10 protein-coding genes are annotated in these 12752 nt (G+C 59.4%); 8 read left to right on the top strand and 2 right to left on the bottom strand.

The window, feature by feature from the left end; all coding sequences use genetic code 11:
* Together purL and Q4577_RS09935 are read right to left on the bottom strand one after the other, a co-directional pair.
* On the bottom strand, nucleotides 1-2160 hold the full coding sequence (gene purL / locus Q4577_RS09940) for a phosphoribosylformylglycinamidine synthase subunit PurL (RefSeq protein WP_303467627.1): 2160 nt from the start codon (nucleotides 2158-2160) through the stop codon (nucleotides 1-3).
* A gap of 497 nt (nucleotides 2161-2657) precedes the next feature.
* On the bottom strand, nucleotides 2658-3551 hold the full coding sequence (locus tag Q4577_RS09935; protein WP_303467625.1) for a LysR family transcriptional regulator: 894 nt from the start codon (nucleotides 3549-3551) through the stop codon (nucleotides 2658-2660).
* A 167-nt stretch (nucleotides 3552-3718) separates the two neighbouring features.
* Between Q4577_RS09935 and Q4577_RS09930 the strand changes: the two genes are divergently transcribed.
* The 8 genes from Q4577_RS09930 to Q4577_RS09895 all read left to right on the top strand — a co-directional run bounded on the left by Q4577_RS09930 (nucleotide 3719) and on the right by Q4577_RS09895 (nucleotide 12568).
* Nucleotides 3719-7138 carry an indolepyruvate ferredoxin oxidoreductase family protein gene (locus Q4577_RS09930; RefSeq protein ID WP_303467623.1) on the top strand — a complete coding sequence of 1140 codons (3420 nt, stop codon included), beginning with the start codon at nucleotides 3719-3721 and terminating at the stop codon, nucleotides 7136-7138.
* 71 nt (nucleotides 7139-7209) lie between these two features.
* Nucleotides 7210-8088: a lysophospholipid acyltransferase family protein gene (locus Q4577_RS09925; protein WP_303467622.1), complete on the top strand. Its 879-nt coding sequence runs from the start codon at nucleotides 7210-7212 to the stop codon at nucleotides 8086-8088.
* Between the two features lie 6 nt (nucleotides 8089-8094).
* Entirely contained in the window at nucleotides 8095-8907 is an 813-nt protein-coding gene (locus tag Q4577_RS09920) for a glutamate racemase (RefSeq protein ID WP_303467621.1), read from the top strand.
* Between the two features lie 80 nt (nucleotides 8908-8987).
* Nucleotides 8988-10016 carry an N-acetyl-gamma-glutamyl-phosphate reductase gene (gene argC / locus Q4577_RS09915; RefSeq protein ID WP_244686442.1) on the top strand — a complete coding sequence of 343 codons (1029 nt, stop codon included), beginning with the start codon at nucleotides 8988-8990 and terminating at the stop codon, nucleotides 10014-10016.
* Nucleotides 10017-10031: 15 nt separating this feature from the next.
* Nucleotides 10032-10475, top strand: a complete 444-nt coding sequence (gene ccmE / locus Q4577_RS09910; RefSeq protein WP_303467619.1) for a cytochrome c maturation protein CcmE — start codon at nucleotides 10032-10034, stop codon at nucleotides 10473-10475.
* Nucleotides 10476-10564: 89 nt separating this feature from the next.
* Nucleotides 10565-11182, top strand: coding sequence for a holin-associated N-acetylmuramidase (locus Q4577_RS09905; RefSeq protein WP_303467618.1), 618 nt, complete (start codon nucleotides 10565-10567; stop codon nucleotides 11180-11182).
* The gene (locus Q4577_RS09900; protein WP_244686446.1) at nucleotides 11173-11715 is read left to right on the top strand and encodes a holin family protein; all 543 of its coding nucleotides are present in this window, start codon (nucleotides 11173-11175) and stop codon (nucleotides 11713-11715) included. Before Q4577_RS09905 ends, Q4577_RS09900 begins: the two co-directional genes overlap by 10 nt.
* A gap of 76 nt (nucleotides 11716-11791) precedes the next feature.
* On the top strand, nucleotides 11792-12568 hold the full coding sequence (locus Q4577_RS09895; protein WP_303467617.1) for an enoyl-CoA hydratase-related protein: 777 nt from the start codon (nucleotides 11792-11794) through the stop codon (nucleotides 12566-12568).
* Nucleotides 12569-12752: the final 184 nt, after the last annotated feature.

The raw sequence follows: 12752 nt of genomic DNA, 5'->3' as shown, positions 1-12752 counted from the left end.
TTAGGCGAACAGGGTGGGCAATGTGGCGCGCGACAGGGCGCGCAAATCCGCAACAGGGGCCGAAGAGGCGCCAATGGTGATCTCGCTGCCGGTGAAACGCCCGACACTGGTCAATGTCACCTCGGCCTTGCCCGCGGCAATCATCAGCGCTTCGGCCTTGTCGAAACTACAGGCGATCAGGTAACGCGCCTGATCTTCGCCAAACAGCTGCGGCGTGTCGGTGACATCCAGCGTCAGGCCGACATCGCCAGCCTCGGCCAGATCATAGGCGGCCAGCACCATGCCGCCGTCGGAAATATCGGTGCAGGCGTCAATCCAGTCGCGATTGTCACGGATGAAATCCCCGGCGCGGCGCTCGGCGAAAAGATCAACATGCGGCGCATCGCCATCGGTGCGGTTGAACACCTCGGCCAGAAGGGCGGAACGGCCCAGATGGCCCTCGGCCTCGCCCAGCATCAAGAGCACATGCCCCTCGCGCGCGGTGCCGCAAATGGCCTGGTCTGCGTCTTCGATCAGACCCACCGCACCGATCGTGGGGGTTGGCAGGATGCCGGTGCCGTCGGTTTCATTGTAAAGCGATACGTTGCCCGACACGATCGGCATGTCGAGTGCCTTGACCGCTTCGCCGATGCCCTTGATCGCGCCCACGAACTGGCCCATGATTTCGGGTTTCTCGGGGTTGCCAAAGTTCATGTTGTCGGTGGTGGCCAATGGTTTGGCCCCGACAGCGGTGAGATTGCGATAGGCTTCTGCCACCGCTTGTTTGCCGCCCTCAAACGGGTTAGCGAACACATAGCGCGGCGTCACGTCAGAGGTGAAGGCCAGCGCCTTGGGCGTGCCATGCACCCGGATGATACCAGCGCCAAGACCCGGAACGCGGATCGTGTCGGCCATCACCTGGCAGTCGTATTGTTCGAACACCCAGTTGCGGGCAGAATAATTGGGCGAGGCAAGCAGCGCCTTCAGCCCGTCGATGCCATCAATTTCCGGCACATCGGCCAGCGCTTCGGCGGGCGGGGTTTCTACCCAGGGGCGGTCATATTCCGGCGCGGTGGAGGCCAGTTGCGACAGCGGCAGATCGGCCTTGGTCTCGCCATTGTGCACGATCAGGAAACGATCCTCGGCAATGGTTTCGCCGACGATGGCAAAATCAAGGTCCCATTTGTCAAAGACCGCCTTGGCCACTGCTTCCTTTTCCGGGCGCAGCACCATCAACATGCGCTCCTGGCTTTCCGACAGCATCATTTCATAGGCTGTCATGTTTTCTTCGCGCACCGGAACCAATTCAAGGTCAAGCCGGATACCCAATTGCCCCTTGTCGCCCATTTCAACGGCGGAACAGGTGAGGCCCGCCGCGCCCATGTCCTGAATGGAAATCACAGCGCCGGTTTGCATCAACTCCAGCGTCGCCTCCATCAGGCGTTTTTCGGTGAAGGGATCGCCGACCTGTACGGTGGGGCGCTTTTCCTCGATCGTGTCGTCAAATTCGGCGCTGGCCATGGTGGCGCCGCCGACGCCATCACGACCGGTTTTGGCACCGAGGTAGACAACCGGCATACCGACGCCGGAGGCGGCGGAATAGAAAATCGCATCGGTGTCGGCCAGACCGGCGGCAAAGGCGTTCACAAGGCAGTTGCCGTTATACGCCGGATCAAACCGCAGCTCGCCGCCGACGGTGGGCACGCCGAAACAATTGCCGTAACCGCCCACGCCCTCGACCACGCCATTGACCAATTGTTTGGTCTTGGGGTGGGACACCTCGCCAAAGCTGAGAGAGTTCATTGCCGCGATCGGGCGCGCACCCATGGTGAACACATCGCGCAGGATACCACCGACGCCGGTGGCAGCGCCTTGGTAGGGTTCGATATAGGACGGGTGGTTGTGGCTTTCCATCTTGAAGACCACACATTGACCATCGCCGATATCGACGATCCCGGCGTTTTCACCCGGGCCACAGATAACCTGTGGTCCTTCGGTCGGCAGGGTGCGCAGCCATTTCTTGGACGACTTGTAAGAACAATGCTCGTTCCACATGGCCGAAAAGATGCCAAGCTCGGTAAAGCTGGGGGTGCGGCCGATGATGTCGAGAATGCGGTCGTATTCGTCCGGCTTCAGCCCATGTGATGCAATCAATTCGGGGGTGATGGCTGGCTCTTGCATAGACGTTTGATCCCTGGGGCTGCGGTTTGGCCGGTGTTTACGCCATGGGCGTGCGCGGGGCAATGCGGGTTTCACCGCGCGATTTTGTCTCGGGCAGATTTGTCGACCCGTGTTGGGCCAGGGCAGCCCGGTCAAAACGGTTCCAGACGGGCGATCAGACGGGGGGCCGGTTGGTGTATCGGTCGCCGGGGCCGGGTCGTGAAAATGGGGGACTGTCGGCAATATGCCCAGTGTCGCGGCGTTACGCAGATCTGCCAATGAATTGAGCGCAAAAAAAAGGCCGAGCACTAAGCTCGGCCGAAGTCCAACAGGGAGGTATGAAATTGTCCAAGCTTGCGCCGTTCAATTTCATAAAGCGGAAATAATGGGCGAGGTGCGAACGATCAAGACTTTTCATGTCGCGCATGCAGCATAGTTGATATGCGTTGCACGCATACCTCATTCATGAAGTGCCAAAATGATGAACATTCGCCCCGATCAGGGGGGCGGCGGCAGGCCTATCCGCGCATCTGGCGGCGATGGGCGATAATCTCTTCCTGAACAAAGTCACGAAAGGCCGCGATCCGGCGCGATTGTCGCAATTCTTCGGGATAGGCAAGGAAAACAGGGATTTCGCTGCTTTCTTCGTCGTCCAGAACACGGACGACCGATGGGAAATCTTCGATGACATAATGCGGCAACACGCCAATCCCCAGGTCGTTGAGCACGGCCTGAAGCACACCAAAGTAATTGTTCACGGTCAAGGTAGAGCGCACGTCGTTGGTCAGCAGCATCTGAACAAAGCTTTGACCGGCACCAACCTGGGTGGAATCGGTGCGCTGGCAGATCAATCTGTGGCTGGCCAGATCATCAAGCGACTTTGGCGTTCCGTATTTCGCCAGATAGGCGGGGGTCGCATAAAGCCGCATCCAGACGCTCATCAAGCGTTTGCGCACCAGATCGGCCTGGCTTGGTTCCTTCATGCGGATGGCGACATCGGCCTCGCGCATGGGCAGGTCCAGTACCCGCTCTTCCAGCATCAGGTCGATGTTGAGATCGGGGTATTTTTCATAAAGCTTCGCCAGACGCGGCGCCAACCAGAGCGAGCCAAAGCCGGTGGTCGTGGTCACCCGCAGGCTGCCAAACACCTCTTCTTCGCTGTCACGGATCCGCGCAGAGGCGGCATCCAGCCGTTTTGCCATCGACGACGTCGCGTCGAACAACAATTCACCCTGTTCCGTTAGAATCAATCCGCGGGCATGGCGGTGGAACAGCGTCGTGTTCAGGCTTTCCTCAAGCGCACGAATTTGACGCGACACCGCAGATTGCGACAGATGAAGTACATCCCCCGCATGCGTCAGGCTGCCGGCGTCCGCCACGGCGTGAAAGATTCTGAGTTTATCCCAATCCATACCAATAACTTTCGTGTTGGTTGCGGCATAGTAATGCAAGAAATGTCTGTAAAGCATTGATGTGGCGCTAACATGGGAAAATTCCATAAATTTCCCTCGTAAGGTCAGTTATTATGACCTATTATCGCACTATATCAATGCACAGCCAGCCACCTTGGGAGGGGTCCATGAGCGAGCAGAGAATTTCCCTGAATGATAAATTCGACCTGACGAAATCGCCGGTGTTGTTGAACGGCACCCAGGCTTTGGTGCGGTTGATGCTGGCCCAAAAGGCGCGGGATGTGGCGGCGGGGCATTCGACGGCGGGTTATGTCACCGGCTACCGCGGCTCGCCTCTGGGGGCGGTGGATCTGCAAATGACCAAGGCTGCCAAATGGCTGGCCGGGTCGGATGTGACGTTTAACCCCGGCCTGAACGAAGATCTGGCCGCCACCGCGCTTTGGGGCGCACAACAGGCGGAATTGCGGGGCGAAGGCAAGTTCGACGGTGTGTTCGGCATGTGGTACGGCAAGGGCCCCGGCGTGGACCGGTCCGGCGACGTGATGCGCCACGCCAATATGGCGGGCACATCGGCGCTTGGCGGGGTGCTGATGGCGATGGGCGACGATCATACCGGCGAAAGCTCGACTGTATTGCATCAATCGGAATGGGCGCTTGTGGATGCCTATATGCCGGTGGTCAGCCCGGCGGGCGTGCAGGAAATCCTTGACTACGGTCTCTATGGCTTTGCTCTTTCGCGATTTTCCGGGCTTTGGGTTGGTCTGAAAACCATGAAGGATACAATCGAAACCACGGCGGTGGTCGATGGCGATCCCCATCGGTTGAATTTCGTTCTGCCAAAATTCGATATGCCCGAGGGCGGGTTGAATATCCGGTTGGGGGACACCCCCCATGCCCAGGAAACCCGGATGATTGATTACAAACGCTTTGCCGCCGAGGCATTTTCCCACGCCAACAAGATGGACAAACGCGTCTGGGGCAAGCCGGGGGCCAAGATCGGTTTTGTGGCTGCGGGCAAGAACTGGCTTGATCTGCAACATGCGCTGGCGCTGCTTAATGTGACCGAGGCCGAGGCCGAGCGGCTGGGCATCACGACCTATAAGGTCGGCCAGACCTTTCCGCTGGATATGCAGGGGTTCCATGATTGGGCGGAAGACCTCGATCTGATTGTGATCGTTGAAGAAAAACGCAAACTAATCGAAGTGCAGGTCAAAGAAGCGATCTTTGACGACCGTCAGGGGCGCCGGGTGTATGGCTGGTACAAGGGCGGCGCCGGCGGGATGCATCGCGACGAATTGTTTCCGACGCGCGGCGCGCTTGACCCGATCTGGATCGCCGAGAAACTGGGCAATATCCTGATCGAAGAAGGGCGCGGCACCGACGGCATTCGCGCCGGTCTGGCCGCGTTGAACGAGGCGCGCGCCGGTGACAATGCCAGCGAAATCGCGTCGCGACTGCCGTATTATTGCGCGGGCTGTCCGCATAACTCGTCCACCAAGGTGCCGGAAGGGTCGCGCGCCTATGCCGGGATTGGTTGTCACTATATGGTGCAATGGATGGACCGCGAAACCACCGGGTTCACCCATATGGGCGCCGAAGGGGCGAACTGGATCGGCGAAGCGCCGTTTTCCAATACCGGCCATGTGTTCCAGAACCTCGGCGACGGGACGTATAACCACTCCGGCTCGCTTGCGATCCGGGCGGCTTTGGCGGCCGGGACCAACATCACCTATAAAATCCTTTATAATGACGCGGTTGCCATGACCGGCGGCCAGCCAAATGAAGGCGAGTTGTCGCCCTATCGTATCGTGAACGAGATCAAGGCGATGGGGGTGAAGGACATCTTTGTTGTCTATGACGAAAAAGAAGATGTTGACCTGAAGAAGTTCCCGCAAGGTATTGAAATAAAAGAACGTGCCGATATGGAATCGGTGCAGAAACAATGCCGCGAGATCAAGGGCGTGTCGGCCATCGTCTATATCCAGACCTGTGCCGCCGAAAAACGTCGTCGCCGCAAGCGCGGGCAATTCCCCGACCCGGACAAACGGGTGTTCATCAACAAAGACATCTGCGAGGGCTGTGGTGATTGCGGGGTGCAATCGAACTGTGTCGCCATCGTGCCGGAAGAGACCGAATTGGGCCGCAAGCGGGCGGTGGATCAATCGGCCTGTAACAAGGATTTCTCTTGTCTCAAAGGGTTTTGCCCGTCGTTCGTGACGGTCGAAGGCGCAACCGTGAAAAAGGGCGCGACCCAGGAATTGGACCTGCCGGATCTGCCTGAACCGGTCCTGCCGGCGATTGACGGTACGTTCAACGTGGTGATCACCGGTGTCGGCGGCACCGGCGTTGTGACCATTGGCGCGGTGATGGCGCAAGCGGCGCAGCTGGACGGCAAAGGCGCCGGCATGATGGAAATGGCCGGTCTGGCGCAAAAGGGCGGCGCGGTGCATATCCATTGCCGTTTGGCCAACAAACCCGGTGATATTTCCGCCATTCGCGTCGCAACCGGCGAAATGGACACGCTGATCGGTGGTGATCTGGTGGTTTCTGCCGGGGCCAAGACCATCGGTCTGATGCGCACCGGGCGCACCGGCGGTGTGGTCAACAGCCACGAAATCATCACCGGGGATTTCACCCGAAACACCGAATTTTCCATTCCTTCCGACAGGTTGCAGCTTGCACTTGAGGCCCGGCTGAAAGACCGCGTGACGCTGTTCGATGCATCGGAACTGGCGCGGGCCGTGATGGGGGATTCGATCTATTCCAACATGATCCTGTTCGGCGCCACCTGGCAAAAGGGGTTTGTGCCGCTGACCGAAGGGGCCATCATGACCGCAATCGAAATGAACGGTCAGGCAGTCGAACGCAACAAGCGTGCCTTTGCCATTGGCCGTTGGGCGGCGCTGCACCCGGAAGAGGCCGACAAGCTGGGCCAGCCGAATGTGGTGGCCTTGCCGAAATCGCTGGAGGAAAAAATCGCGTTCCGCGCCGACCATCTTGTGGCCTATCAAGGCAAGGGGTTGGCCAGACGCTATACCAAACGTCTGGACGGGATCAGCGATCCGGAGCTGCGCGAAGCGGTGGCAATGGGGTATCATAAGCTTCTGTCTTACAAGGACGAATACGAAGTTGCGCGGTTGATGCGTGACAGTCGCGACAAGGCCCGGGGCACGTTTGAGGGCGACTTCAAGATGACCTTCCATCTGGCGCCACCAATCCTGAGCCGGATGGGATCGGATGGGCGTCCGGTGAAGCGGATGTTTGGCGAATGGCTTCTGGGCCCGATGAAGGTTTTGGCGCGGATGAAACGCCTGCGCGGCACGCCGCTGGATATTTTCGGCTATTCGGAAGAACGCCGGATGGAGCGGTCCCTGATCAAGCAATACGAGCGCGATTTGGACGAGGTGCTGGCGAAGCTGGACGCCAATACGCGCGATGCGATCATCGCGCTTGCCCGGCTGCCGCTTGATATTCGTGGTTTTGGCCCGGTCAAACAAAAGAACGAGGCTAAGGCCGCCAAACAGCGCGAAGCATTGCTTGCGGTGATCCGCAGCGACGGGCCGGAAATGAAACGTGCGGCAGAGTAACGTCGCAATTTACTTGGAAGCTGGCCAAAAAGCGATGTAAGTAAGGAGAAAACCAAAAAAAGGGTCATGCCATGCCGAGCAAGCGGCAGGTCGCCAGTGACATCTCTTATGCCTATTCCGCGCAAACACGCGGCGGTCGGGCCATGATCCGATTGATGGAGAATGCCACCGGGCGACTGGGCCTGATCAAGCGCGCCGACGGCTATGAAAAGGCCGTCGCGCAAGGCCAGAATTTTTGGCAGGTTATCGTAGAGCGTTACGGTCTGGGGCTGGATGTTGTTCAAGGGTCATTGGACCATATCCCCCAGGACGGGCCGTTGATCGTGATCGCCAATCATCCCTATGGCATTCTGGATGGTTTGATGTTGGGCCATATCCTGTCGGTTGCGCGCGGCGATTTTCGTATTCTGGCGCACAAGATTTTCCGCAAGGCCGAAGAGCTGGACCGGATTATCCTGCCGGTGGATTTTTCCGAGACCAAAGATGCGGTCATGACCAATATCGAAACCCGCAAGACCGCGATGTCCTATTTGGCGGGGGGCGGCGCGATTGGCATCTTTCCCGGTGGAACGGTGTCGACAGCGACCAAACCGTTCAGCCGGCCCATGGATCCCGGTTGGCGCACCTTTACCGCGCGGTTGATTGCCAAATCCGATGCGGCGGTGGTGCCGATCTATTTTGACGGCCATACCTCGCGGTTGTTTCAATTGGCCAGCCATATGCACAATACGTTGCGGATGGGGTTGTTGATTCAGGAATTCCGCCGCCGCGTGAATACGCCGGTGCGGGTGTCCATCGGCGCCCCGATTGATCGTGCGGAATTGAATGCGCGGGCCAAAGATGGCCGTGCCATGATGGATTATCTGCGTCAGGCCACGTATGAACTGTCGCCAACACCCTATGAATCCTATGAATACGGGTTCGAGTTTGAGGAGCGGCACAGGTCGTAAACGCGCATGGCAGTTGGAATCTTTGACAGTGGACTGGGTGGTTTGACAGTATGGGAGGTGCTGGCGAACCGCCTGCCTGATGTGCCGTTTACCTATTATGCCGACAGCGCGCATGCGCCTTTTGGCGTGCGCACCGCCGATGATATTCACGATCTGACCAAGGCTGCGGTGACGGCTCTTTGGGACAGTGGCTGTGATCTGGTGATCCTGGCCTGCAACACCGCCAGCGCGGCATCGTTGCGCCGCATGCAAGAGGCCGGTGTGCCGCATGGCAAACGCGTTCTGGGTGTTTTTGTGCCGATGATCGAGGCCCTGACCGAGCGGCAATGGGGCGATCAATCGCCCCCGCGTCAGGTGTCGTTGCAACATGTGGCGCTGTTTGCCACCCCGGCCACCGTGTCCAGCCGGGCGTTTCAGCGTGAACTGGCGTTTCGTGCCATTGGCGTCGATGTCGAGGCCCAGGCCTGTGGCGGCGTGGTGGATGCCATCGAAGAGGGCGATCTGATCCTGGCCGAGGCGCTGGTCCGCAGCCATGTTGATGCCCTGAAACGCAAGATGCCGACCCCCCAGGCGGCGGTGTTGGGCTGTACCCATTATCCGCTGCTGGAAGAGGTGTTTCAGGACGCGCTTGGCCCGGATGTCATGGTGTTCAGTCAGGCCAATATCGTGGCGGAAAGCCTGGCAGATTACCTGACACGCCATCCGCATATGATCGGCGGCGGTGCGGCCACGCAATTCCTGACCACCGGCGATCCGGCCAAGGTCAGCCAGGGGGCGACCCGGTTCCTGCGACGAAAGATAGATTTCCTCAAAGCCTGAAATCAGCCACATGCGTGATTTGCCCCTAGGAAGTGGGGGATTGGCACGATATGTCCTCAATCCCGAGCGGGAGACCCAAAATGACCAAGAAAATCGCCATTATCGGCGCGTCCGGCTATACTGGTGCCGAACTGGCCCGGATTATTGCCACCCATCCAGAGTTGGAAATTGCCGCATTGGCCGCCGACCGTAAGGCCGGAATGAAAATGGCGGATGTGTTCCCACATCTGCGCCACATGGCGCTGCCCGATCTGGTCACCATTGGCGAGATTGATTTTTCGACCATCGACCTCTGTTTCTGCGCCTTGCCGCACAAGACCAGCCAGGAAGTGATCCGCGACCTGCCGAAAAGCTTGAAGATCGTTGATCTGTCAGCGGATTTCCGGCTGCGCGATCCAGCGGATTATGAAAAATGGTACGGCAATCCCCATGCCGCCCTGGATCAACAGGATGAGGCGGTTTACGGCCTGACCGAGTTTTATCGCGACCAGATTGCAACTGCGCGGCTGGTTGCCGGCACTGGCTGTAACGCCGCAACCGGGCAATTTGCCCTGCGGCCCCTGATTGCGGCCGGGGTTATTGGGCTGGATGACATCATCCTTGATATGAAATGCGCGGTGTCGGGCGCGGGCCGCAGTCTGAAAGAAAACCTGCTGCATGCCGAATTGAGCGAGGGCTACAATGCCTATGCCGTCGGTGGCACGCATCGGCATCTGGGTGAATTTGATCAGGAATTCAGCGCCTTGGCGGGCAGGGAGGTCAAGGTGCAATTCACCCCGCATCTGATGCCGGCCAACCGCGGTATCCTTGCCACCACCTATGTCAGTGGCGATGCGGCGCAGGTGCACGACACTTTTGTGCAGGCCTATGCCGATGAACCCTTCCTTGAGGTTCTGCCCTTTGGTCAAACCCCCAGCACCCATAATGTGCGCGGTTCGAACTTTGTCCACGTCGGTGTGACCGGGGATCGGATTGCCGGGCGGGCGATCGTTATTGTCGCACTCGACAATTTGACCAAGGGTTCCTCTGGACAAGCCATTCAAAACGCCAATCTTATGTTGGGGATCGAGGAAACCGCCGGGCTGATGATGGCGCCGCTGTTTCCGTAACAGACGCGAGGCGACATGAAGAACCTGAAGAAGCAACGCCGTATTCAGATCGTTGCGGTTGCCGCCGTGGCACTGGCGCTGGCCACCGGGCTTATCGGCTATGCGATGAAGGACGGCATCAATTTCTTTCGCTCGCCAACCCAGGTGGTCGAAGACCCGCCGCGCGAATCAGAAGTGTTCCGCATCGGCGGTCTGGTCGAAGAAGGCTCTATCAGCATGGGCGGCGACAATCGCGTACAGTTCCGTGTGACCGATGGAAATGCGATTGTCCCGGTCAGCTATCAGGGGATTCTGCCGGATCTCTTTGCCGAAAATCAGGGCATGGTCGGCACCGGAAATTACATCAACGGTGTCTTTGAAGCCTCTGAAATTCTTGCAAAACATGATGAGAAATACATGCCGCGCGAAGTGGTGGATGCCCTGAAGGAACAAGGCGTCTATCAAGAGCCGGAAGGATAATCCGGGGTCGACCACCGAACGCCCAGATGAGCCGCCATTAACCGAAACGTCGCCAGATTTGCCGTGACCAACAGGCAAGTGAGGCGAAGATGCTGCAACATTCGGTCCGGCAAATTGCCGATGAAATTGTCGCCCGCGAAGGCGGCTATGTGAATGACCCCGACGATCCCGGCGGCGCGACAAATCATGGTGTGACCATCCATACCATGCGCCGGTTGGGGCTGGATCTGGACGGCGATGGCGACGTCGATGTGCAGGACGTACAAAGACTTGGCCGCGATCAGGCGGTGGATATCTTTGTCCGCCATTACTTTTTCCGGCCCGGTATTTCGCAACTGCCGACCAGCATTCAGGCCAGTGTGTTTGACATGTATGTCAACGCCGGCGCCAATGCGGTGAAAATCCTGCAACGGCTGTTGCGTGACATGGGCCATGACGTGGCGGTGGACGGCGCGATCGGGCCCCAGACCGCTGCAGCGGCTGCGCAGGCCGAATTGAACGGCGCGCGTTACTTTGCGGATGCCTATGGGATTGCGCGGCGCAATTATTACTTTCGCCTCGCGGATCAGCGCCCCAACAGCCGCAAATTCGCCCGCACGCGCGCCGGGGGCAAAGGCGGCTGGATCAAACGGGCCGAGGAATTTGTCTCGCCGCGGTATCACCTCAGTCAGACTGAATTTGAACGGCGGGTGGCGGCATGGCATTGATGGAACGGCTTTTGTCACTGGTGTTTGGCGGCGGGCGCAACGTGTTGGCCGAAACGGTCGAGGTGTTTCGCGAAAATGCCGAAAATGGCGCAGATCGCCAATCCGCGCTGCATACCGCCACTTTGGAACAATTCGGCAAGGAGTTCCGCGTCGTGCGACGGGGCTGGTTCGATCGGCTGATGGATGCGGTCAACCGCTTGCCACGTCCGGCGCTGGCCTTGGGGACGCTGGGGCTTTTTGTGTCGGCGATGGTCGATCCGATCTGGTTTGCGGCGCGGATGCAGGGGATTGCGCTGGTGCCGGAACCGCTTTGGTGGCTTCTGGGCGCCATTGTCAGCTTCTACTTCGGGGCCCGCCATCAGGCCAAGGGGCAGGAATTCCGGCGCGAGTTGGCGCAAACCGTATCCCGGGTGCCGGATGTGGTGGAAAACCTGCGCCAGCTGGAAGATATGGCCGAGCCCGGAACTATCGACAATGCCACGCCGCGGGATAGCAATCCAGCGCTCGAGGACTGGCGCCGCGCCGCAGCGTAACGCTGCGTTTTCTCTGGTCAGTCCCCGGCCTTTGCGCCAGTCTCGCCCCCGAATCCGGGACAAAGGGGCGCAGGCCATGAATTACGATACAATCACGCTGGAGATCGCCGATGACATTGCGGTTCTGACATTGAACAGACCCGATGTGAAAAACGCGCTCAACACCCAAATGCGGGCTGAAATCCTCGACGCGGTGCGCGCTTGTAGCGACAAGGCACGTGCATTGGTGATGACGGGCGCGGGCACATCGTTCTGTTCCGGTCAGGACCTTGGCGATGCGCGTTCTGCGGCGGCGATGGACCTGGAGCGGGTGCTGCGCGACGAATATGTGCCCATGCTGCGGGCGATCTATGATTGCCCGATCCCGACCATCAGCGCCGTTAACGGTGCGGCGGCGGGCGCAGGGGCCAATCTGGCACTGGCGGCGGATGTGGTGATTGCCTCCGAAAGCGCGTTTTTCCTTCAGGCCTTTACCCGTATCGGTCTGATCCCTGATGCTGGCGGCACCTATTGGCTGCCTCGGCAAATGGGCACGGCCAAGGCCATGGGCGCGGCTTTGTTCGCGGACAAGATCACCGCCACGCAGGCCACCGACTGGGGCATGATCTGGGAGGCTGTCGCAGACGACGCCTTTGCCGATCATTGGCGGGCCCGTGCATTACATCTGGCCAAAGGTCCGGGTGCCGCCTATGCCCATCTGAAACAGGCGATCCGGGGCTCGTTTGACAATACTCTGGACGAACAATTGCTGCTCGAAGCGCGCCTGCAAGGCAAATGCGGCAAGACCCGCGACTTCAAGGAAGGCGTGTTGGCCTTTATGGAAAAACGCCCGGCGGAATACGAAGGCCGTTGAGTGCGCTCCGGGCTATCAGCTTCGCTGGGCCATCGGCTTCATCTGACTAAAAATATCCCGGGGGTGCGGGGGGCGCGCCCCCCCGGGGGGTGGCGGCAGGCGCGCCCCCCGCGGCCCCCCCCGCCCCCCCGCCCCCCCCCCCCCGCCAGCCCCCCCGTGACCCGCCCAATTTTTGGGGGCCAAA

Source organism: Marinovum sp. 2_MG-2023, assembly GCF_030548265.1.
In the GTDB taxonomy this organism is placed as follows: domain Bacteria; phylum Pseudomonadota; class Alphaproteobacteria; order Rhodobacterales; family Rhodobacteraceae; genus Marinovum.
Note: the sequence above shows the minus strand (reverse complement) of the source record. Positions and strands in the feature narration are given on the sequence as shown.

What these genes read in the sequence shown, in the direction of transcription:
- purL (WP_303467627.1), bottom strand. Translation starts at nt 2,160, where the DNA reads ATGCAAGAGCCAGCCATCACCCCCGAATTGATTGCATCACATGGGCTG.
- Q4577_RS09935 (WP_303467625.1), bottom strand. Translation starts at nt 3,551, where the DNA reads ATGGATTGGGATAAACTCAGAATCTTTCACGCCGTGGCGGACGCCGGC.
- Q4577_RS09930 (WP_303467623.1), top strand. Translation starts at nt 3,719, where the DNA reads ATGAGCGAGCAGAGAATTTCCCTGAATGATAAATTCGACCTGACGAAA.
- Q4577_RS09925 (WP_303467622.1), top strand. Translation starts at nt 7,210, where the DNA reads ATGCCGAGCAAGCGGCAGGTCGCCAGTGACATCTCTTATGCCTATTCC.
- Q4577_RS09920 (WP_303467621.1), top strand. Translation starts at nt 8,095, where the DNA reads ATGGCAGTTGGAATCTTTGACAGTGGACTGGGTGGTTTGACAGTATGG.
- argC (WP_244686442.1), top strand. Translation starts at nt 8,988, where the DNA reads ATGACCAAGAAAATCGCCATTATCGGCGCGTCCGGCTATACTGGTGCC.
- ccmE (WP_303467619.1), top strand. Translation starts at nt 10,032, where the DNA reads ATGAAGAACCTGAAGAAGCAACGCCGTATTCAGATCGTTGCGGTTGCC.
- Q4577_RS09905 (WP_303467618.1), top strand. Translation starts at nt 10,565, where the DNA reads ATGCTGCAACATTCGGTCCGGCAAATTGCCGATGAAATTGTCGCCCGC.
- Q4577_RS09900 (WP_244686446.1), top strand. Translation starts at nt 11,173, where the DNA reads ATGGCATTGATGGAACGGCTTTTGTCACTGGTGTTTGGCGGCGGGCGC.
- Q4577_RS09895 (WP_303467617.1), top strand. Translation starts at nt 11,792, where the DNA reads ATGAATTACGATACAATCACGCTGGAGATCGCCGATGACATTGCGGTT.